This window comes from Kineococcus rugosus, assembly GCF_050871975.1.
Lineage (GTDB): Bacteria > Actinomycetota > Actinomycetes > Actinomycetales > Kineococcaceae > Kineococcus.
In genome coordinates, this window is record NZ_JBJLSJ010000002.1 from 31254 (window position 1) to 51436 (window position 20183).

General features: G+C 76.6%; 21 protein-coding genes. 12 read left to right on the plus strand and 9 right to left on the minus strand.

The features are described 5' to 3' along the window. Positions 1-113 precede the first annotated feature (113 nt). From serB to glgC, 3 genes are read right to left on the minus strand one after another with little or no spacing between them, the layout of a single operon-like run. Entirely contained in the window at positions 114-1322 is a 1209-nt protein-coding gene (serB, locus tag ACRYM6_RS01175) for a phosphoserine phosphatase SerB (RefSeq protein ID WP_432540554.1), read from the minus strand. A gap of 35 nt (positions 1323-1357) precedes the next feature. Next, on the minus strand, positions 1358-2167 hold the full coding sequence (locus ACRYM6_RS01180; protein WP_432540555.1) for an LLM class F420-dependent oxidoreductase: 810 nt from the start codon (positions 2165-2167) through the stop codon (positions 1358-1360). Further along, the gene (gene glgC, locus ACRYM6_RS01185; protein ID WP_432540556.1) at positions 2167-3399 is read right to left on the minus strand and encodes a glucose-1-phosphate adenylyltransferase; all 1233 of its coding nucleotides are present in this window, start codon (positions 3397-3399) and stop codon (positions 2167-2169) included. The genes ACRYM6_RS01180 and glgC overlap by 1 nt, the downstream gene beginning before the upstream one ends. 85 nt (positions 3400-3484) lie before the next feature. Between glgC and glgA the strand changes: the two genes are divergently transcribed. From glgA to ACRYM6_RS01200, 3 genes are all read left to right on the plus strand, one after another. Further along, on the plus strand, positions 3485-4675 hold the full coding sequence (gene glgA / locus ACRYM6_RS01190; RefSeq protein WP_432540557.1) for a glycogen synthase: 1191 nt from the start codon (positions 3485-3487) through the stop codon (positions 4673-4675). Between the two features lie 83 nt (positions 4676-4758). Then, positions 4759-5874 (plus strand): type III polyketide synthase, encoded by a 1116-nt coding sequence (locus tag ACRYM6_RS01195; RefSeq protein WP_432540558.1) that lies wholly within the window; start codon positions 4759-4761, stop codon positions 5872-5874. Continuing rightward, complete coding sequence (locus ACRYM6_RS01200) at positions 5871-6407, plus strand: isoprenylcysteine carboxyl methyltransferase family protein (protein WP_432540560.1); 537 nt, start codon at positions 5871-5873, stop codon at positions 6405-6407. Before ACRYM6_RS01195 ends, ACRYM6_RS01200 begins: the two co-directional genes overlap by 4 nt. Positions 6408-6419: 12 nt before the next feature. Here the strand turns inward: ACRYM6_RS01200 and ACRYM6_RS01205 are convergent, their stop codons facing one another. Beyond that, positions 6420-7271: a hypothetical protein gene (locus tag ACRYM6_RS01205; RefSeq protein ID WP_432540561.1), complete on the minus strand. Its 852-nt coding sequence runs from the start codon at positions 7269-7271 to the stop codon at positions 6420-6422. A 34-nt stretch (positions 7272-7305) separates the two neighbouring features. On the opposite strand from ACRYM6_RS01205, the gene ACRYM6_RS01210 reads away from it, so the two are divergent. Then, positions 7306-8136 carry an ABC transporter ATP-binding protein gene (locus ACRYM6_RS01210; protein WP_432540562.1) on the plus strand — a complete coding sequence of 277 codons (831 nt, stop codon included), beginning with the start codon at positions 7306-7308 and terminating at the stop codon, positions 8134-8136. 50 nt (positions 8137-8186) lie between these two features. Here the strand turns inward: ACRYM6_RS01210 and ACRYM6_RS01215 are convergent, their stop codons facing one another. After that, a complete protein-coding gene (locus ACRYM6_RS01215) occupies positions 8187-8885 on the minus strand; it encodes a pyridoxine/pyridoxamine 5'-phosphate oxidase (RefSeq protein ID WP_432540563.1) in 699 nt (232 codons plus the stop codon). Between the two features lie 71 nt (positions 8886-8956). After that, positions 8957-9721, minus strand: a complete 765-nt coding sequence (locus tag ACRYM6_RS01220) for a phosphotransferase (protein WP_432540565.1) — start codon at positions 9719-9721, stop codon at positions 8957-8959. A 113-nt stretch (positions 9722-9834) separates the two neighbouring features. Here ACRYM6_RS01220 and ACRYM6_RS01225 point away from each other — a divergent pair, with 113 nt between their 5' ends. Together ACRYM6_RS01225 and ACRYM6_RS01230 are read left to right on the plus strand one after the other, a co-directional pair. After that, positions 9835-10341: a sigma-70 family RNA polymerase sigma factor gene (locus ACRYM6_RS01225; RefSeq protein WP_432512363.1), complete on the plus strand. Its 507-nt coding sequence runs from the start codon at positions 9835-9837 to the stop codon at positions 10339-10341. Further along, positions 10341-11123: an anti-sigma factor family protein gene (locus ACRYM6_RS01230; RefSeq protein WP_432540566.1), complete on the plus strand. Its 783-nt coding sequence runs from the start codon at positions 10341-10343 to the stop codon at positions 11121-11123. The genes ACRYM6_RS01225 and ACRYM6_RS01230 overlap by 1 nt, the downstream gene beginning before the upstream one ends. A gap of 51 nt (positions 11124-11174) precedes the next feature. Here the strand turns inward: ACRYM6_RS01230 and ACRYM6_RS01235 are convergent, their stop codons facing one another. After that, positions 11175-12377, minus strand: a complete 1203-nt coding sequence (locus tag ACRYM6_RS01235; RefSeq protein WP_432540567.1) for a lytic transglycosylase domain-containing protein — start codon at positions 12375-12377, stop codon at positions 11175-11177. Between the two features lie 205 nt (positions 12378-12582). On the opposite strand from ACRYM6_RS01235, the gene ACRYM6_RS01240 reads away from it, so the two are divergent. Both ACRYM6_RS01240 and ACRYM6_RS01245 read left to right on the plus strand, forming a co-directional pair. Next, the gene (locus ACRYM6_RS01240) at positions 12583-13812 is read left to right on the plus strand and encodes an EAL domain-containing protein (RefSeq protein ID WP_432540569.1); all 1230 of its coding nucleotides are present in this window, start codon (positions 12583-12585) and stop codon (positions 13810-13812) included. Continuing rightward, positions 13809-13979 carry a DUF1059 domain-containing protein gene (locus ACRYM6_RS01245; protein ID WP_432540571.1) on the plus strand — a complete coding sequence of 57 codons (171 nt, stop codon included), beginning with the start codon at positions 13809-13811 and terminating at the stop codon, positions 13977-13979. Before ACRYM6_RS01240 ends, ACRYM6_RS01245 begins: the two co-directional genes overlap by 4 nt. A 25-nt stretch (positions 13980-14004) precedes the next feature. Here ACRYM6_RS01245 and ACRYM6_RS01250 read toward each other — a convergent pair whose 3' ends face one another. Next, positions 14005-14424, minus strand: a complete 420-nt coding sequence (locus tag ACRYM6_RS01250; protein WP_432540573.1) for a PPOX class F420-dependent oxidoreductase — start codon at positions 14422-14424, stop codon at positions 14005-14007. A 282-nt stretch (positions 14425-14706) separates the two neighbouring features. On the opposite strand from ACRYM6_RS01250, the gene ACRYM6_RS01255 reads away from it, so the two are divergent. From ACRYM6_RS01255 to ACRYM6_RS01270, 4 genes are all read left to right on the plus strand, one after another. After that, positions 14707-16083, plus strand: a complete 1377-nt coding sequence (locus ACRYM6_RS01255) for an amino acid permease (RefSeq protein WP_432540773.1) — start codon at positions 14707-14709, stop codon at positions 16081-16083. 84 nt (positions 16084-16167) lie between these two features. Continuing rightward, entirely contained in the window at positions 16168-17304 is a 1137-nt protein-coding gene (locus ACRYM6_RS01260; protein ID WP_432540574.1) for a sensor histidine kinase, read from the plus strand. After that, entirely contained in the window at positions 17301-17939 is a 639-nt protein-coding gene (locus ACRYM6_RS01265) for a response regulator (protein WP_432540576.1), read from the plus strand. The genes ACRYM6_RS01260 and ACRYM6_RS01265 overlap by 4 nt, the downstream gene beginning before the upstream one ends. A 31-nt stretch (positions 17940-17970) precedes the next feature. Next, the gene (locus tag ACRYM6_RS01270; protein WP_432540578.1) at positions 17971-18648 is read left to right on the plus strand and encodes a response regulator transcription factor; all 678 of its coding nucleotides are present in this window, start codon (positions 17971-17973) and stop codon (positions 18646-18648) included. Here the strand turns inward: ACRYM6_RS01270 and ACRYM6_RS01275 are convergent. Further along, positions 18621-20084 carry a sensor histidine kinase gene (locus ACRYM6_RS01275; protein WP_432540580.1) on the minus strand — a complete coding sequence of 488 codons (1464 nt, stop codon included), beginning with the start codon at positions 20082-20084 and terminating at the stop codon, positions 18621-18623. The two genes, ACRYM6_RS01270 and ACRYM6_RS01275, sit on opposite strands and share 28 nt — an antisense overlap. Positions 20085-20183 lie beyond the last annotated feature (99 nt).

The following is a 20183-nucleotide window of genomic DNA, read 5'->3' on the forward strand; positions in this document are numbered from 1 at the left end:
GCTCGGGGCGCTGATGATCGCCTTCATCGCCGCCCTGGCGTGGTTGTCGACGTGGGCGCTCGACCGCGGCTGAGACCCGCGCACGGCCCGGGCCGGCCGGTCCCGGCGCGGGCTCACCCCGCGGCGGGGCCGTCGGCCAGGACGGAGTCGGCCAGGTCGGCGTCCTCGACGTCCTCGCGGGTGATGCCCAGCAGCGGCAGCACCGCGTCGAGGTAGGGCACGTTCAGCGCCGCGTCGGCCTGCTCGCGCACGACGGGCTTGGCGTTGAACGCGATCCCCAGCCCGGCCGCGGCGATCATGTCCAGGTCGTTGGCGCCGTCGCCGATCGCGACCGTGCGGTGCAGCGGCAGGCCCTCGGCGGCGGCGAACTCGCGCAGCGCGACCGCCTTCGCGGCGCGGTCCACCACCGGGCCCAGGACGCGGCCGGTGAACCGGCCGTGGACCACCTGCAACCGGTTGGCCCGCACGTGCGCGATGCCCAGCTCGGCCGCCAGCGGCCCCACGACCTCCAGGAAACCCCCCGAGACCAGCGCCAGGGTGAAACCCAGCCGGTGCAGGGTGCGGACCAGCGTCCGCGCCCCGGGGGTCAGCACGACGGCCTCGCGGACGGCGTCGACGACCGAGACGTCCAGCCCCTCCAGGCAGGCGACGCGCTCGCGCAGCGAGGCGCCGAAGTCGATCTCCCCGCGCATCGCGCGCTCGGTGACGGCGGCCACCTCGGCCTCCCGGCCGGCGTGGGCGGCCAGCAGTTCGATGACCTCCTGCTGGATCAGGGTGGAGTCGACGTCCATGACGACCAGCCGGCGGCCCATCCGGGCCAGCCCGGCGGGGGAGACCGCCGCGTCCAGGCCGTGCCGGCCGGCCTCGGTGGCCAGGGTGCGGCGCAGGTGCAGGACGTCCTGGGCGCTGCCGCGGGTGGAGACGTCCAGCTCGACGCTGGTGACCGGTTCGGACGACATCCGCCGGATCCGGTCCACGTTCGCGCCCGCCTCGGCCAGCACGGTCGTCACCCGGGCCACCGCGGCCGGCAGCAGCGGGGCGCCCAGCAGCGTCACGTGCAACCGGCGGGGCCGGTCGGCGCTCGGGGGTTGCGGTGCGCTGCAGCGGATCTGCAGACCTTCCAGGCGCAGCCCGGCGACGGTGGCGCGGACGGCGTCCTCGGCCGTCGTCAGCACCGACAGCGTCAGGACGCCACCGGCGACGACCTGCTCGACGTCCAGGACGTGCGCGCCGGTCCCGTCCAGCGCCGCGAACAGCGCCGACGTCACCCCCGGCCGGTCGGGTCCGGTGACGGTCACGAGCACGGTCGCGGGGTTCGGCACGCCCGCGACCCTACCGGGGGTGGTCGCGGGGCCGGTCAGGCGTTCGTCGCGTCCCGCCAGGCGATGAGGTCGGCCAGGCGGCCCAGGTCGTAGTCGGGGCCGCCGGCGCCGATCGTGAACAACCGGGCCCCCGCGGCGAAGAGGGCCTGGGCCTCCTCGACGCTCTCCACGCCGACCGAGCGCTCGATCTCGCCGGGGTCGCGGCCGATCTCGGCGCACCGCTCGTCGAGGACGGCGGACTTGCGGGTGAACGTCTCGACGTCGCCGAACGTGTGCCAGATGTCGGCGTGCTTGGCGACCAGGCGCAGCGTCTTCTTCTCCCCGCCGCCGCCGATGAGGACGGGGATCTCCCGGGTCGGGGCCGGGTTCAGCTTCGCGAGCCGGGACTCGATGCGCGGCAGGTCGTCGCGCAGCTTGTCGAGGCGGCCGCCGGCGGTGCCGAACTCGTAGCCGTACTCGTCGTAGTCCTTCTCGAACCAGCCCGACCCGATGCCCAGCACCAGCCGGCCGCGGCCGGTGTCGTGGGCCGAGACGTGGTCCACGGTGCGGGCCATGTCGGCCAGCAGTTCGGGGTTGCGGTAGGAGTTGCAGGAGACCAGGGCGCCGATCTCGATGCGGCTGGTGGCCTCGGCCCAGGCGGCGAGCATCGTCCAGCACTCGAAGTGCAGGCCGTCGGGGTCGCCGTACAGCGGGTAGAAGTGGTCCCAGTTGAAGGCGATGTCGGCGCCGAGCTCCTCCGCGCGGGCCGCGGCGGCGCGGATCGCGGGGTACGGGGCGTGCTGGGGCTGCAGCTGCACCCCGATCCGCACCGGGCGGTCCTGGGCGGTGGTGGTCTGCTCGCTCATCAGAGGGTCTGTCCCTTCCCGACGACGGTGATGCCCGAGGGGGTCACGTGGAAACCCCGGGCGCGGTCCTCCTCGGCGTCCACCCCGATGCGGGCGTCGTCGGGGATGGTGACGAACTTGTCGACGATGGCGCGCTGGACGACGGCGTGCCGCCCGACCTGCACCCCGTCCATGAGCACCGACTCCGACACGTGCGCCCAGGAGTCCAGCCGCACGTTGGGGGAGACGATCGACTTCTCCACCAGCGCACCGGACACGACGGTGCCCTGGCTGACGATGGAGTTCACCGCGTGCCCGTAGGTGCCCTGCCAGCCGTGCACGAACTTCGCCGGCGGGTAGTAGTCCTGGGCGGCGATGATGGGCCACTCGTAGTTGTAGAGGTTGAAGACCGGCAGCACCGAGATGAGGTCCATCTGGGCCTCGAAGTAGGCGTCCAGGGTCCCCACGTCGCGCCAGTAGGCGCGGTCGCGGTCGGTGGCGCCGGGCACCTCGTTGTCCTTGAAGTCGTACACCGACGCCAGGCCGCGCTCGACGAAGCTGGGCACGATGTCGCCGCCCATGTCGTGTTTGGAGTCCTCGCGCTCGGCGTCGCGGGTCACGGCGTCGACGAGGGCGTCGGCGTCGAACACGTAGTTGCCCATCGAGGCCAGGACCTCGTGGGGGGAGTCGTCCAGGCCCTTGGGGTCCTTCGGCTTCTCCAGGAACTCCGCGATGCGCTGCGAGCCCGGGGCGGTCTGGATGACGCCGAACTGGTCGGCCAGCGAGATGGGCTGGCGGATCGCGGCGACGGTGCACGGCGACCCCGACGCGACGTGCGCGTCGACCATCTGGGAGAAGTCCATCCGGTACACGTGGTCGGCGCCGACCACGACGACGATGTCGGGCCGCTCGTCGCTGATGAGGTTCAGCGACTGGTAGATGGCGTCGGCCGACCCGGCGTACCAGCGCTGCCCCACGCGCTGCTGCGCCGGGACCGAGGCGATGTAGGAGCCGAACAGGTTCGACATCCGCCAGTTCTGCGAGAGGTGCCGGTCCAGGGAGTGCGACTTGTACTGCGTCAGGACCACGATCTTGCGGTACGCGGCGTTGACGAGGTTCGACAGGGCGAAGTCGATGAGGCGGTACGTCCCCCCGAAGGGCACGGCCGGTTTGGCCCGGTCCGCGGTGAGTGGCATGAGCCGTTTGCCCTCCCCACCGGCGAGGACGATCGCGAGGACGTTCGGTGTGGCCACGAGGGGCACACTAGGCCCCAGTACGGTGGGTTGCCCATCAGGCGCGTGGAACACTCGCCGATCAGCTTGCGGGAAGGGGAGTTCGATGCGTGTCGACCTGCTGACCAAGGAGTACCCGCCGGAGATCTACGGCGGTGCCGGCGTCCACGTCGCCGAACTGGTCCGCGCCCTGCGCGCCCTGCCCGGCGGCCCGCAGGTGCAGGTCCGCGCCTTCGGCGCCCCGCGCGAGGAATCGGGCGCCACCGGCTACCCCGACCCCGGCGAGCTCGCCGGCGCCAACGCCGCGCTGCGCACCCTCGGGGTCGACCTGGCCATCGCCGCCGACGCCGCCGGCGCGGACCTGGTGCACTCCCACACCTGGTACGCGAACATGGCCGGCCACCTCGCCTCGCTGCTGCACGGCGTCCCGCACGTCGTGACCGCCCACAGCCTCGAACCGCTGCGGCCGTGGAAGGCCGAGCAGCTCGGCGGCGGCTACCGCGTCTCCTCCTGGGCCGAGCGGACCGCGTTCGAGGCCGCCGCGGCCGTCGTCGCGGTCAGCGCCGGGATGCGCGCGGACATCCTGCGCTCCTACCCGGGGCTGGACCCCGAGCGCGTCCACGTCGTGCACAACGGCATCGACGCCACCGAGTGGACGCCCGTGCAGGGCCGGGACCTGGTGCGCGCCAACGGCGTCGACCCCGACCGGCCCTCGGTCGTGTTCGTGGGGCGCATCACCCGGCAGAAGGGGCTGCCGCACCTGCTGCGCGCCGCCGCGCAGCTGCCGCCGGAGGTCCAGCTCGTCCTGTGCGCCGGTGCCCCGGACACCCCCGAGATCGCCGCCGAGGTCGCCGGCCTCGTCGCGGACCTGCAGGCGACCCGCGAGGGCGTCGTGTGGCTGGACCGGCACCTGTCGCGCGCCGAGCTGCTCGAGCACCTCTCCCAGGCCACCGTGTTCGTGTGCCCGTCGGTGTACGAGCCCCTCGGCATCGTCAACCTCGAGGCGATGGCCTGCGGCGCGGCCGTCGTCGGCACCGCCACCGGCGGCATCCCCGAGGTCGTCGAGGACGGCGTCACCGGCTGGCTGGTGCCCATCGAGCAGGTCACCGACGGCACCGGCGCCCCCGTCGACCCCGACCGGTTCGTCGCCGACCTCGCCGCCACCCTCGCCGAGGCCGTCGCCGACCCCGACCGGGCCCGCGCCTTCGGTGCCGCCGGGCGCACCCGCGCCGTCGAGCGGTTCTCCTGGGACGCGATCGCCGCGCGGACCCTGGAGGTGTACCGCTCGGTGCTGTGAGCCGGGCGCGTCCGGCCGCCCGCGCGCACGGGCGGCCGGCGCCCGCCCGCGCCGGTCCGGGCCGGGGGTGCGAGCATCACCGCGTGAGCACGCCGACACCGCCGACCACGCCCCCCGCGACGGTGGTGGCGGTCGAACCGGTCCTGCCGACCCACCGGTACGCCCAGGGCGACATCGCCGACGTCCTGGCCCCGCTGCTGACCGACCCCGGCCCCGGCCGGGCCCTGCTGCACCGCCTGCACGCCGCCACCGGCGTCGGCACCCGCCACCTGGCGCTGCCGCTGGAGGCCTACCCCGGCCTCGTCACCGGCCCCGGGGCCTTCGACACCACCAACGCCCTGTTCGCCGACCTGGCCCTGGACCTGGCCGAGCGGGCCGTCAAGGGGGCCCTGGCCACGGCCGGGCTGGAACCGCACGACGTCGACGTGCTGCTGTTCACGACCGTCACCGGGGTGGGGGCGCCGTCGGTGGACGCGCTGCTGCCCGACCGCGTCGGGCTGCGGCCGGACGTGCTGCGCTGGCCCGGGTTCGGGCTGGGCTGCGTCGCCGGTGCGAGCGGCCTGGCGCTGCTGGAGCGGTTCTGCGCCGGCCGCCCCGGGTCGGTGGGGCTGCTGGTCAGCGTCGAGCTGTGCTCGCTGACCCTGCAGGCCGGTGACCGGTCGGTGGCCAACGTCGTGGCCAGCGGCCTGTTCGGCGACGGCGCCACCGCCGTGGTCGTCACCGGCGGCGACCACCCCGGCCCGGGCTGGCGGGTGCTGGACCACACCTCCCGCGTGCTGCCGGACTCCGCCGACGCCCTCGGCTGGCGGGTCGGGTCCTCCGGCCTGCGGATCGTGCTGTCGGCGCAGCTGCCGCAGGTCCTGGCCCGGCACGTCGGCCACGACCTGCGCGCCTTCCTCGGCCGGCACCGGGACGACGGGGACGACGGGGACGACGGGGGAGGGGGCGGCCGCGGGGTGGACCGGTGGGTCGTGCACCCCGGCGGCCCGAAGGTCCTGGACGCCGTGGCCGCCGCCGCCGACCTGCCGGCCGGCGCCCTGGACGTCTCCCGGGAGGTGCTGCGCGAGTGCGGGAACCTGTCCAGCTCCGCGGCGCTGCACGTCCTGGCCCGCACCGCCGCCGACCCCGGGCAGCGGGCCGTGGTCCTGGGCGTCGGGCCCGGCGTCAGCACCCAGACCGTGCTGCTGGAGCGGGTGTGAGCGCCCTCGTCGTCGCCCTCGTCGCGGCCACCGGCCTCGAGCGGGTCGCCGAGCTGGTGGTGTCCACCCGCAACGCCCGCTGGTCCTTCGCCCGCGGTGGCCGCGAGAGCGGCCGCGGCCACTTCCCCCCCATGGTGGCGCTGCACACCGGCCTGCTCGTGGCGGTGCTGGTGGAGTGGTTCGCCGCCGGGCGCACCTTCGTCCCCGCCCTGGGGTGGCCGATGCTGGCGCTCGTCCTGGCCTCCCAGGCGCTGCGGTGGTGGTGCATCACCACCCTCGGGCCGCGCTGGAACACCCGGGTGATCGTCGTGCCGGGCCTGGAGCTGGTCGCCCGCGGCCCGTACCGGTGGTTCAAGCACCCCAACTACGTCGCGGTCGTCGTGGAGGGCTTCGCCCTGCCGCTGGTCGCCTCGTGCTGGTGGACGGCGCTGGGGTTCACCGTCCTGAACGCGGTGCTGCTGCTGGGCTTCCGGCTGCCGGCCGAGAACCGCGCCCTGGCCCAGCTCCCGGCCCCCGGCCCCGCCGGGCGCTGAGGGACCCGCCGCTCACACCCGCCCGGCGGCGTCCTCGGCGGGGGCGTTGACGGCCGCGACCAGCGCCCGGCGCGCCACGGCCCCCACCTCCCGCAGCGCCGCCGCCCGCGACGTCGCCTCCAGGCTGGTGATCGCGGCCCCGTCGTCCTCGGTGGCCAGGTCCACGATGGCCAGCACCCGCGCCGCGGTCTGCGCCACCCGCAGCGCGCGGGGCGCGAACCCCGGCGGGAGCGCGTCGCGGACCAGTCCGCCGTCGCGGACCGCGGCGATCCGGTCGGCGGCCTCCTCCCGCCAGCGCGCCACGTCCAGCGTCGACAGCGCCCGCGTCGCGGTGGCCAGCGCCACCCGCAGCTCCTGCTCGGACTCGGCGACGCCGGAGGACTCCGGGACCCGCCGCGGCGCGGCCGCGTGCACGTCCCAGCGCACGAGGGCCCCCGGCTCCCACACCGACCCGAACTCGGTGACCTGCGGCACCAGCGCCCACCGCCGCCCCCCGCCCGGCTCCCCGCCCGGCCCGGCGGCCGGTTCGAGCAGGACGCACTCCCCGGCCTCCAGCGCGGCCACGTTCACCGCCGCCGGCCCCGGCAGCCCGCGCGGGTCCCCGGGCACCGGCAGCACCAGCAGCAGCCGGTCCAAGCCCCCACCGGCACCGGCACCGGCGGCGGACCCGGCCAGCGCCCCCAGCAGCCCCGCGAGGTCCCCGGTCCCGGCGCCCGGCCCGGCCCCGGCGTCGTCCTCCCACCGCACGCCGTGCGGCTCGTCGTCACGCACGACGGCCGCGACGGCCCCGGCGACGGGCACGCGACCGGTCAGCACACCCGTTCCCCAGGCGGCCAACCGCGCGGAGCGGGGCAGGTCCAGCACAGGCGCGAGGATACGACTCGTTAGGGTCGCGACCATGAGCGACACCATGCGCGACGTCACGAGCGACGTCGTGGACCGGGAACCCGCCTCGGTGCTGGACCTGTCCGCGGTGACGGTCCGGCGCGGCACCAGCGTCCTGCTCGACGCGGTCGACCTGGCCGTCGAGGACGGTGAGCGCTGGGTCGTCCTGGGCCCCAACGGCGCCGGCAAGTCCACCCTGCTGTCCGTGGCCGCCGCCCGCCTGTTCCCCACCTCCGGGCGCGTCAGCGTCCTGGGCGAGACCCTCGGCCGGGTCGACGTCTTCGAGCTGCGCCCCCGCATCGGACTGGCCAGCACCGCGCTGAGCGCCTCGGTGCCGGGCCAGGAGAAGGTCCGCGACGTCGTCGTCACCGCCGCCTACGGCGTCACCGGCCGCTGGCGCGAGGAGTACGACCCCGACGACGAGTCCCGGGCCGAGGACCTGCTGGCCCTGCTGGGCGTCGCCCACCTCGCCGGGCGCGCCTTCGCGACCCTGTCCGACGGCGAGCGCAAGCGCACCCAGATCGCCCGCGCCCTCATGACCGACCCCGAGCTGCTGCTGCTGGACGAACCCGCCGGCGGTCTCGACCTCGGCGGCCGCGAGGACCTGCTGCGTCGGCTCACGGCGCTCGCGGCCGACCCCGCCGCCCCGACGCCGGTGATGGTGACCCACCACGTCGAGGAGATCCCGGTCGGCACCACCCACGCCCTGCTGCTGCGCGGCGGCCGGGTCGTGGCCGCGGGGCCGGTCGAGCAGACCCTGACGTCGGCGGCGCTGTCGGAGACGTTCGGGCTGCGCCTGGAGGTCAGCGCCGACCAGGGCCGCTTCGCCGCCCGGGCCGTCTGAGACCGCGCCCGGGGACGCCCGGGCCCGGCCGGCCCGGCCGCCGGAGGGCGTCAGGGGCGCAGCAGCACCGTCTCCCAGCCGTCGTCGGCGCGCGAGTACCGCAACCGCAGGTGGTGGTCCTCGTCGCCGGTCCCGTCGGGGTCGCCGGGCCCGGCCTGGAAGAACTCCATCCGGCCCGCGTCCACGCCCCACAGCCGCCACGTCGGTGCCGAGACCGCGCCCGGTTCCTCCAGGTGCACCAGGTCGGCGGGGTCGCCCAGCGCGTCCGACAGCCACGCCTCGTCGTGCAGGGGCCGGCTCTGCCGGTCCACCAGCGCCTCGGCGCGGGCGCTGAGCGACAACCGCGCGAACGCCGCCGCCGTGCGGGCCTCGTCGGCGGCCCGCACGGTGCCGCGCACCCGCACCTGCCGCCCCAGCTGCGGCCAGTGGAACACCAGCGCCGCCACCGGCACCCGCCCCAGCTGCTTGCCCTTGGGGCTGGTCTCGCTGGCCGAGAGCCAGAAGGCGTGGTCGTCGACGTCCTCCAAGACGGTGACGCGCGCGTCGGGGCGGCCGGCGACGTCGACGGTGGCCAGCGTCATCACGTGCGCGGCCGGCACCCCGGCCGCGACCGCGGCCCGCAACCACTGCTCGAACAGGACGACGGGGTCGGACGGGGCGGTCTCGGGGTCGAGCACCGCCGCCGGCTCCACCGGCTGGGGCCGGGGCCAGGACAGGCCCTCCAGGAAGCGGGACAGCTCGCTGCGCACCCTGCGACGGTAGCCCGTGCCCGGTCCCGCCCCGGCACCTGCCCGGCCCCGCCCGGGTGCGCGGGCCGCCCTCACGGGCCCACGTCCCACAACGCGCGGTAGTAGGCGGTGCGCACCGGGTCCGCGGCGACGCCGTAGGCGTCCAGGAACACCGGCTGCCAGCCCGGCCCGTAGTTCCAGTCCAGGCTCACCGTCGCCACCGCCAGGTCCGCCCACCGGTCGCCGACCCCCAGGGCGGACAGGTCCACCCAGCCGGTGGCCGCCCCGTCCTCGCCCAGCAGCGTGTTCGGCGAGCAGGCGTCGCCGTGGCACACCACCAGCCGGTCCACCGGCGGCGGCGTCCGCAGCGCGCTCGCGTCGCCGACCGCCCGGGCCAGCCGGTGCGGCACCGACCAGTCGAAGGGGCACTCGCGCACCGGCAGCGCGTCGTGCCAGCGCCGCAGGGCCCGCCCCAGCGACGGCACCGCCACCTGCGGGCGGGCGAGCCAGCGCGGGTCGACGGCGCTGCGCCCGGGCAGGGCCCGCGAGACCAGCCACGACCCGTGCTCGTCCGCGCCGGTCGCCAGCACCCGCGGCACCGGCAGCCACGCCGCGGCCCACCGCGACCGCCGCGCCTCGGCGGCCAGGTCCAGCGCCGTCCCCGCCGGGGCCCACTTGCAGAACACCGCCCCGGCCGGTCCGCGCAGCGCGAACGTGGTCCCGCCCACGGCGTTGACCCACACCGCCGGCAGCGCCGGGAGGTCCGCGCCCGGCCCGCCCCAGCGGGCCAGCACCGGCCGCAGCGAGGGCGGGACGGGCACCGGCCCGGCGGGCACCTGGCTGATCGGGACGCTCACCCGGGCGATCGTGCCGCACGACCGAACCAGCGCGCCCCCTGCCTCGTGGTGTGCTCGGGAGGTGCTCGCGCACGCCCCACCACCAGCAGCACGAGCGGGACGAGGACCACGACATGACCGACGCCGACGAGGACCTCGTGCGCGCCCTGCACGACGAGCACGCCGGTGCGCTGTGGGCCTACGTCGTCTCCCTCACCGGCGACCGCGTCAGCGCCCAGGACGTCGTGCAGGAGACCCTGCTGCGCGCCTGGCGCCACCCCGAGGCCCTCGACCCCGCCCGCGGCTCGACCCGCGCGTGGCTGTTCACCGTCGCCCGCCGCCTGGTCATCGACGACTGGCGCTCGGCCCGCAACCGCCGCGAGAGCGTGCACGCCGACGTCCCCGAGCGCGCCGTCGTCGACGAGTCCGAGCAGGTCCTGCAGCAGTGGGTGGTGGCCCAGGCCCTGACCCGGCTCTCCCCCGAGCACCGCGCCGTCCTGGCCCACTGCTACTTCGCCGGCCGCTCGGTCGCCGAGGCCGCCCGCCTGCTCGGCGTCCCGGAGGGCACCGTGAAGTCCCGCACCCACTACGCCCTGATGAACCTCAGACTGGCCCTGCAGGAGATGGGGGTGAGCCGCTGATGACCGGACCGTCCACGACCCCGCTCGGACCCGACCCCGCGGACCGCTTCGCGACCAGCGCCGGGCCCTACGTCCTGGGTGCGCTGTCGCCGGCCGAGCGCAGCGAGTTCGAGGACCACCTGCGGACCTGCCCGGACTGCCGCCGCGGCGTCGAGCAGCTCGCCGGCCTGCCCGGCCTGCTCTCGCGCACCCCGCCGCAGGTCGTCGCCACCCTCACCGAGGACGACCCCGCCGCCGCCCTGCGCGAGGGCACCGGCGTCCCGCAGACCGTCCTGCCCGGGCTGCTGCGCGCGGTCCGCCGCCGCCGCACCACCCGCCGCGCCGTCCTGGCCGGGGGGCTGGTCGCCGCCGCCGCGCTGGTGGCCGCCGTCGCCACCGGCGGCCTGGACGCCGGCCGGGCCCCCGCCCCCACAGCCGCACCGGCCCCCGCGCCCACCCCCGGCACGACCTCGGCCGCGCCCGGGGACGGTGGGCAGCCGCAGCCGATGGACCCGGTGGTCGACACCCCCATCACCGCCACCGTCGCCCTCACCGAGGTCGGCTGGGGCACGAAGGTCGACCTGGTGTGCGCCTACGCCCACGCCCGGACCGAGCAGGCCTACCGCTACGCCCTCGTCGTCACCGACCGCACCGGCGCCCACGAGCAGATCGGCACCTGGACGGCCGTGCCCGGCAAGGACGCCCAGCTGACCGGCGCCACCTCCTGGACCCGCGACCAGATCGCCAGCGTGCAGGTCCAGACCACCGGCGGCCTGACCGTCCTGCAGCTCGACGAGACCTGACGGCGGGGGCCGGCGGGGGCCGGCGGGGGCCGGCGGGGGAGCGGGGAGCGGTCAGCCCCCGAACCCCTGCCCGTCCAGCTCGTCGGCCACCCGCTGCACCATCGCGACGTACCAGTCGGCGTGGTTGTAGCGGAACACCGCGCGCGCCTCCGCGTCCCGGCCGGCGCCGGCCCCGTTGGCGCACAGGTACTTCGCTGCGCTGAACACCGCGTCGGCCGGGTCCTGCGCCGAGACCGCCCCGTCCCCGCCGCCGTCCACCCCGTAGGCGGCGAACGTCGCGGGCATGAACTGCATCGGTCCCACCGCCCCGGCCGAGCTCGGCCCGGTGTTCACCCCGTGCCCGCTCTCCACCTGCCCCACCGCCGCCAGCAGCGCCGGGCGCATCCCCGCGCACGTCGCCGCCGCCCGCACGTACAGGTCCGCGTAGTCCGCCGGGACCGCCCGGGCGTGCACGCCCGCGGCCCGCCCGGCCACCGACGCGCTGACCGCCGCCGCCTGCTCCTGCGCCGCGGCCAGCTCCCGGGCCAGGGCCGCCGCCCGCGCCGCCGCGGCCGCGTCCTGCGCGGCCTGCAGCCGCGCCGCCTCGCCCTCCAGCGCCGCGACCTGCTCGCGCGCCGTCCCCAGGGCCCGCTGCGCGCGCTCCACCCGGGCCGCGACGTCCCGCACCGCCGCCACCGCCTGCGCGGCGCCGGCGTCCGCCCGCTCCGAGCGCTCCCGGCTCTCCCGCGCGGCGTCCTGCTCCGAGCGCACCCGCACCCGGTCGGTCCGGCGCACCGCCGAGAACACCCGCGCCGTCAGCGCCGGGTCGCCCCCGGCCACCGCCGAGGACAGCAGCGCCAGCCCCCGCCGGGCCCCGTCGGTCCCGGCGTCCATGTACATCGACCGGACCCGCCGGGTGGCCAGCGCCTGCGAGCGCTGCGCCGCCGAGCCCGCCCGGTCCGCCTCGACCTGCGCCTGCACGCTCGCGCCGACCGCGGTGCCCACCGCCGCCTCGGACCGTTCCAGCTCCCGCCGGGCCGCCTCGACCTGCTCCACCGCCGCCCGCACCGACTCCGCCGCGGTCGCCGCCTCCGAGCGCGCCTGGGCCGCGGTGCGCGGCCCGGTCCCCGCCGCCGGGGTCGCCGGGTCGGCGCTCGCGGGCGCGGCCAGCAGCGTCGCGGTGACCAGCGGGGCCAGGGTGAGCAGCAGGGCCGGGCCGAGCGCGCGGCCCAGCCGGCCGGTGGCGGGGGCGGGGTGGGGTGCGCGCGGGGTCACCCGCAGGGGATCGACGTCGCCGGAACCGATCTTGAGTTCCCACCCGCTTGCAGGCGGTGACCATGCGATTACCCCGATATGCTCCCCGGCACGTCGACGGATCTGCACACTCTCACCACGGGAGCGATTCGTTCACGGTGTGGTGGGTAGTTGCCACGGGGAGTGACCTTTTACCGGGGACAGGCAGTGGGTGGGGTGGAACGCCGTGGGTGAGGTGACGCACCGGGGCCGGTGGCACCGCCGGCTGGACGCCGTCTGCGCCGACCCGGCCCTGCTGCGCCTGGTCCTGCACCCCGTCGTCGACGTCGCCGCCGGCCGCGTCGCCGGCTACGAGGTCCTGTCCCGCTTCCCCTCCGCCGTCCCCACCGAGGAGTGGTTCCGCGCCGCCCGCGCCCTGGGCCGCGACGCCGACCTCGATCTCGTCGTCCTGACCTGCGCGTTGGCCCGGCTGCCGCACCTGCCGCCCGGCACGTTCCTGACCGTCAACGCCAGCCCTACCTCCCTGTCCGACGACCGGGTCATGGCCGCCCTGCTGGCCCACGACCTCACCGGCGTCGTCCTGGAGCTGACCGAGCACGCCGACTGCGACCCCCGCGACCTCATCGGCCCCCTGACCCGGCTGCGCGCCCGCGGCGCCCTCGTCGCCCTCGACGACGTCGGCACCGGCCACTCGGGCCTGCTGCGGATGGCCGTGGTGCGCCCGGACATCCTCAAGATCGACCTGCAGCTGGTCCGCGACCTGCACCACGACCTCGTCAAGCGGTCCCTGGTGCAGTTCCTCGGCGAGTGCGCCGGCCGCCTGGACGCCTGGATCATCGCCGAGGGCGTCGAGACCGTCGACGAGCTCGACGTCCTGCGCGGCATGGGCGTCCCCCTGGTCCAGGGGTTCCTGCTGGCCCGCCCCGGCGACGACTTCGACCCGCTGACCGCACCGGCCCGCCACCTGCTGGACGCCTCCCGCGCCCCGGTCCCCGCCGCCGGTCCCCACCCCCGCCACGCCGGGCGCCTGGCCCGGCGCACCAAGACCGCCCGCGACGTCGCCGGCGCCGTGCGCGCGGTCAGCGAGGAACCGGCTCCCGTGGTCGTCGTCGACGCCGAGGACGTGCCCCGCGTCATCGTCCTGCCCCCGCACCGCCCCGGGGACGGGCCGCGCGTCGAGCCGGTCGAGACGACCCTGGCCCCCGAGACGCCCGTGGCCGAGGTCGCCGCCCGCGCCGTGGCCCGCGGCGGCGCCGTCCGCTTCGACCCGCTGGTGTGCACCGACGGCACGGGCCGCTACGTGGGCGTCGTCGGCTTCGAGGACCTCGTCCTGGACCTGGCCGCGACCTCGGCGCACGTCCCGGCCGCACCCGCCCACGCACCTGCTCATTCGACCGCACCGGTCGCCCACCCGGCCGGACCCCGGCCCCGGACCCTCTGGAGGAGGGGCGCGTGAAGGCCTTCCGCTGCGGCGACGTCGTCCCCGGCTGCACCCGCGAGTTCACCGGCGCCGACCGCGCCGAGATCCTCGCCCAGGTCGCCGAGCACGCCCGCGCCGACCACCACGTCGAGGTCGACGCCGGCCTCGTGCAGGCCGTCGAGGCCAACCTGCACGACCGCTGACGCCCCCGGCGCCCGGCCGGTGGTCTCAGCCGGCCAGGCGCGGCGGGAACCCGCCGGTGGCCACCGGGCCCCACCCGGTGATCGTCATCCGCAGCAGCGACTTGCCCTGGTCCCGCATCGCCTGCCGGTACTCCGCCCAGTCCGGGTGCTCCCCGGCGATGCAGCGGAAGTACTCCACCAGCGGCTCCACGGCCTCCTCCCCGTCCAGGACCTCCAGCTCGCCGTCGAGCTGCACCCACGCGTCGCCGAAGTCGTCCGACAGGACCACCGCCGAACCCCGCCGGTCGCGCCGCGCGTTCACCGCCTTCGCCCGGTCCGGGTACGTCGAGACCACCAGCCGGCCCTGCTCGTCCACCCCGGCCGTCACCGGCGACGACTGCGGCCGCCCGTCGGCCCGGAACGTCGTCAGCACCACGTGGTGGCGGGGACGGACGAAAGCCAGCATCTCGGCACGGTCGACACGACGCACGGTCGCCACGGTTCGCGGGGTCACGGGCCGTGACGCTACCCTCGGTCGCCGCCGACAGCACCCGCGTGCCGGCACCCGCGGGACGGGCGACCCCCGGCCCCGGGCAGACCCACCACTCCCGAGCACCCGTCCGGAGCCGATCCCGGACCGCTCGACACGACGCGAGGAGGCATCGTGCAGGAGCACGGACCCGCGAACCACCCCACCGGCAGCGCCGCCGGGACCGCCACCGGAGCCGGTCACGGACCCGGTGCCGGGCTGGGCACCGGGCTCAAACCCCGCCACATCACCATGATCTCCATCGCCGGGGTCATCGGCGCCGGCCTGTTCGTCGGCTCCAAGAACGCCATCGCCGAGGCCGGGCCCGGCGTCCTGCTGTCCTACGCCCTCGCCGGCACCCTGGTCGTCCTGGTCATGCGGATGCTCGGGGAGATGGCCACCGCCCAGCCCGACACCGGCTCCTTCTCCACCTACGCCGACCGCGCCCTGGGCCGCTGGGCCGGGTTCAGCGTCGGCTGGCTCTACTGGTGGTTCTGGGTCCTGGTCATCCCCGTCGAGGCCACCGCCGCCGCCGACATCCTCAGCTCCTGGCTCGGTGCCCCCCAGTGGGTCTGGGCCCTGGCCGTCACCCTCCTGCTCACCGCCACCAACCTCGCCAGCGTCGGCAACTACGGCGAGTTCGAGTTCTGGTTCGCCGGCATCAAGGTCGTCGCCATCGTCGGGTTCATCGTCGTCGGCGTCCTGGCCATCACCGGCGTCCTGCCCGGTTCCGACGTCTCCGGCACCCCCGGTCTGCGCCTCGACGGCGGGTTCCTGCCCAACGGTTTCAGCGCCGTCCTGGCCGCGATGCTGCTCACGATGTTCAGCTTCATGGGCACCGAGATCGTCACCATCGCCGCCGCCGAGTCGCCGGACCCCCAGAAGGGCGTGCGGCGCGCGGTGAACTCCGTCATCGGCCGCATCGCGGTGTTCTACCTGCTGTCGATCTTCGTCGTCGTCGCGCTCGTGCCGTGGAACTCCCCGGAACTGGACGAGGTCGGCTCGTTCCAGACGACGCTGCAGGCCATCGGCATCCCCGGCGCCGCCACGATCATGGACATCGTCATCCTCACCGCCGTCGCCAGCTGCCTGAACTCCGCCCTCTACACCGCCTCGCGCATGGTGTTCTCCCTCTCCCGCCGTGGCGACGGGCCCCGCTGGCTGTCCCACGTCTCCGGCCGCGGCGTGCCGTACCCGGCGATCCTGGCCTCCACCGCCGTCGGGTTCCTCGCCGTCGTCGGCAACTACCTGCTGCCCGACCGCATCTTCGGGATGCTCCTGGCCACCAGCGGCGCCCTCGCCCTGGTCGTCTACGCGATCATCGCCCTCAGCCAGCTGCGGATGCGCCGCCGCCTGGACGCCGAGGGTGAGCGCCCCGCCGTGCGCATGTGGCTGTTCCCGTGGCTGACCTACGCCGCGCTCGCGTTCATCGTCGTCGTCCTGGCCCTCATGGTGATCCTGCCCGGGCAGCGGGTCGAGCTGACCCTGTCCCTGGTCCTGACCGCCGTCGTCGTCGCCGTCGGCGTCCGCCACCAGCGCACCACCTCCCGCGTCGACCTGACCGGCGCCGGGACCGGGACCGGCGCCCGTCGCTGACCCCGCGCCGACCCCGCGCCGCCGACCGTCGCACCCACCGTCCGGAGGACGACCCCCCACCGGCACCTGTGGTCCGATGGGGGAGTGCGACACCCGACGCTGCTGGCCGCCGGCCTCGCCGCCGGGGGCACCGGCCTGTGGTGGGCCGGCGCCCCCGGCGGCACCGCCTGGCACCTGCTGCCGCTGGCGGTGGCCGCCGCCACCCAGCTCAGCGTCACCCGCCTGCCCCTGACCAGCGCCGCCGTCGCCGCCGCCGCCTTCGCCGCCGACGCGCTGCTGCCCCCCGGCACCGGCCTGCCCCTGGTCACCACCGTCGCCCTCACCAACGCCCTGTACCACGCCCACACCCTCACCACCCCCGCCCGCCGCACCGCCCTGGGCGTCGGCGCCGTCGTCGCCGTCCTGGCCGCCGGGACGCTCGCCCTGGCCCACGACCCCCGCGACGCCCTCGGCCTGACCCTCACCCTCGCCTCCGTCCTCGGCATCCCCCTGCTCTGGGCCCGCGACGTCCGGCGCAGCGCCGACCTGGCCCGCCTGGCCGCCGACCGCGCCCGCCGCGACGAGCGCGCCGCCATGGCCCGCGACCTGCACGACGTCGTCGCCGGGCACCTGTCCGGCATCGCCCTGCAGTCCGAGGCCGCCCTGGCCGTCGCCCGGCGCACCGGCACCGACACCACCGTCCTGACCGGCATCCGCGCCGCCAGCGTCGAGTCCCTGCACCAGATGCGCGTCATGATCGACCTCGTGCGCGCCGACCCCGCCGCGGCCGAGGAGGTCGCCACCACCCCCGGCACCGACGACCTGCCCGCCGCGCTCGCCGCCGCCGTCGACCTCGCCCGCGGCGCCGGCCTGGACGTGCGCGCCGACCTGGACGCCCCGCCGGACCTGCCCCCGCTGACCGCCCAGACGCTGCACCGGGTCCTGACCGAGGCCCTCACCAACGCCCGCAAGCACGCCGCGCCCGGCCCGGTGGACGTCCACCTCACCCGCCGCGACGGGGCCGTGCACCTGCGCGTGGACTCCCCGCTGCGCCCCGGCACCGCCGCCGGGCGCGCCGGCCACGGCCTGCGGGGGATCCGCGAACGCGTCCAGGCCCTGCACGGCACCGCGACCGCCGCCGCCCACCACGACCGCTGGCGCGTCGAGGTCGTGCTGCCCCCGCCCACCGCGCCGCCCGTCCCGGCCCGCCCCGTCCCGGCGGTCCCGGTGGTCCCGACGTGAGCGTCCGCGTCCTGCTCGCCGACGACCACACCGCCGTCCGCACCGGGCTGCGGATGATCCTCACCGCCGAACCCGACCTCGACGTCGTCGGCGAGGCCGCCGACGGCGCCGCCGCCGTGGCCCTGACCCGCGCGCTGCGCCCCGACGTCGTCGTCATGGACCTGCGCATGCCCGGCACCGACGGCGTCACCGCCACCGGCGACATCGTCCGCGACCACCTCGCCGACGTGCTCGTCCTGACGACCTTCGACCTCGACGACCTCGTCCTGGCCGCCCTGCGCGCCGGCGCCGCCGGCTTCCTGCTCAAGACCGCCGACGGCCCCACCCTCACCGACGCCGTCCGGCGCGTCGCCGCCGGCGAGGGCGTCCTGGCCCCCGAGGTCACCCGCACCCTCCTCGACGCCTACAGCGCCGCCCCCCGGCCCCGGCCCGCCGCGGACCTGTCCACCCTCACCGACCGCGAGCTCGACGTCCTGCGCTGCCTGGGCCGCGGCCAGTCCAACGCCGACCTCGCCGCCCACCTGCGCATCTCACCCCTGACCGCCAAGACCCACGTCTCCCGGCTCCTGACCAAGCTCGCCCTCACCTCCCGCGTCCAGGCCGCCCTGCTGGCCCGCGACGCCGGGCTCACCTGACCACCGCACCCGGACCCCAGGACCAGGACCCGTGAAGCTCCTCCTCGTCGACGACGAGACCCTCCTCGCCGACACGATCCGCCGCGGCCTCGAAGCCGAGGGCGCCACCGTCGACGTCGCCCACGACGGCCGCACCGGCTACCAGCGCGCCCTCACCGGCGCCTACGACGTCCTCGTCCTCGACCTCATGCTCCCGGGCCGCAACGGCTACGAGGTCTGCCGCGACCTGCGCGCCGCCGGCGTCTGGACCCCCGTCCTCGTCCTCACCGCCAAGGACGGCGAGTACGACCAGGTCGACGCCTTCGACCTCGGCGCCGACGACTACCTCACCAAGCCCTTCTCCTTCCCCGTCCTGCTCGCCCGCCTGCGCGCCCTGCACCGCCGCGGCGCCCCCGAACGCCCCGTCGTCCTCACCGCCGGCGACCTCACCCTCGACCCCGGCACCCGCCGCGTGCACCGCGGCGACGTCGAGATCACCCTCACCACCCGCGAGTTCGCCCTCCTCGAGCACCTCCTGCGCCACCGCGACGACGTCCTGTCCAAGCAGGACCTCCTCGACGCCGTCTGGGACACCACCGTCGTCACCGACCCCAACGTCGTGGAGGTCTACATCCGCTACCTGCGCAGGAAGATCGACATCCCGTACGGCCGCAACGCCCTGCAGACCGTCCGCGGCGCCGGCTACCGGCTCGCCGCCGACGGCGGCTGACCCGGCCCCGCCGCCGGTCCTTCCGCCGGCCCCACCGGCAGCAGCACCCGCACCGACGCGCCCCCGCCCGCGCGCTCGCCGACCACCACCCGCCCCGCGTGCGCGGCCACCACCTCCGCCACGATCGCCAGCCCCAGCCCCGTGCCGCCCGGGCCGCCCGGGCCGCCCGCACCCCGCTGCCGGCTGTCGTCGAGCCGGACGAACCGCCCCAGCACCCGCTCCCGGTCGGCCACCGGGATCCCCGCGCCGTCGTCGGCCACCGTCACCACCGCCCACGACGCCCCGTCCACCACCTCCGGGCCCACGGCCAGCTCCACCGCCGACCCCGCGTGCCGCACCGCGTTGTCCACCAGGTTCCGCACCACCCGCGCCAGCGCCGCCGCGTCCCCCAGCACCCGCACCGGCACCGTCGAGACCGCCACCGGCAACCCCGACACCGCCCGCACCCGCGCCGCCTCGACCTCCACCACCTCGTCGAGGTCCACCTCGCCCACCGGACCGGCCGCCAGCCGCCCCTCGTCGGCCCGCGCCAGCAGCAGCAGGTCACCCACCAGCGCCTCCAGCCGCGCGCTCTCGGACCCCACCAGCTCCGTGAACCCCCGGTCCACGCCCCCCGCCCGCGACCACACCTGCGCCGCCGCCGACAACGTCGCCACCGGCGAGCGCAGCTCGTGGCTGGCGTCGGCCACGAACCGCCGCTGCGCCCGCTGCGCCGCCTCCAGCCGCGCCAGCATCCCGTTCATCGTCACCGCCAGCCGCGCCACCTCGTCCTCACCGGCCGGCACCGGCACCCGCCCGTCCAGACCGCGCGAGGAGATCCCCTGCACCGTCGACCGGATCGCCTCCACCGGCCGCAACGACCGCCCCACGAACGTCCACGTCAGCAGCGCCACCGACGCCACCACCACCGCCGACCCCACCCCCAGCGCCGCCGCCGCCACCCCCAGCACCCGCTGCGCGTCCGCCGTCGACTCCGCCGCCACCACCCAGAACCGCCGGCCCTCCACCGACGCCCCCGCCACCGACACCACCCACGGCCCGGGCCGCCCCAGCTGCGGCAGGTCCACCGTCTCCCGCACCAGCTCCGAGGTCGCCGGCCGCAACGACGTCAGCGCCCCCCGGCCCGCCAGCGCCGCGCTCGCCACCACCACCGACCCGTCCTGCGCCAGCACCTGCACGTGCGACCCCCGGTCCGCGTCGGCGCCCACCGCCGCCCGCAACGCCGCGTCCGGCCGGCCCCCCAGCGCCTCCGCCGTCACCGACAGCCGCACCAGCCGCGCCTGCACCCCGCCGCTCTCCGCGTCCACCGCCAGCAGCGCCGACCGCAGCAGCACCAGACCCAGACCCGACCCGGCCAGCAGCAGCACCCCCATCAGCGCCGTCGCCGCCACCGTCGACCGCACCCGCACCCCGGCCCGCCGCCACCACGAGATCACCGCCCCAGTGTCCCCACCCCGCACCGCGGCTCGGCGCCGCGACGCCCCGCCCCCTCGACCTCCAGCGCGCTGCAGCACCTAGCGTCACCCCATGAGGTC

Excerpts from the sequence above, each read along its gene's own strand:
- ACRYM6_RS01180 (WP_432540555.1), bottom strand. The coding sequence starts at position 2,167 with ATGAGCGAGCAGACCACCACCGCCCAGGACCGCCCGGTGCGGATCGGG.
- glgA (WP_432540557.1), top strand. The coding sequence starts at position 3,485 with ATGCGTGTCGACCTGCTGACCAAGGAGTACCCGCCGGAGATCTACGGC.
- ACRYM6_RS01210 (WP_432540562.1), top strand. The coding sequence starts at position 7,306 with ATGAGCGACACCATGCGCGACGTCACGAGCGACGTCGTGGACCGGGAA.
- ACRYM6_RS01225 (WP_432512363.1), top strand. The coding sequence starts at position 9,835 with ATGACCGACGCCGACGAGGACCTCGTGCGCGCCCTGCACGACGAGCAC.
- ACRYM6_RS01230 (WP_432540566.1), top strand. The coding sequence starts at position 10,341 with ATGACCGGACCGTCCACGACCCCGCTCGGACCCGACCCCGCGGACCGC.
- ACRYM6_RS01250 (WP_432540573.1), bottom strand. The coding sequence starts at position 14,424 with ATGCTGGCTTTCGTCCGTCCCCGCCACCACGTGGTGCTGACGACGTTC.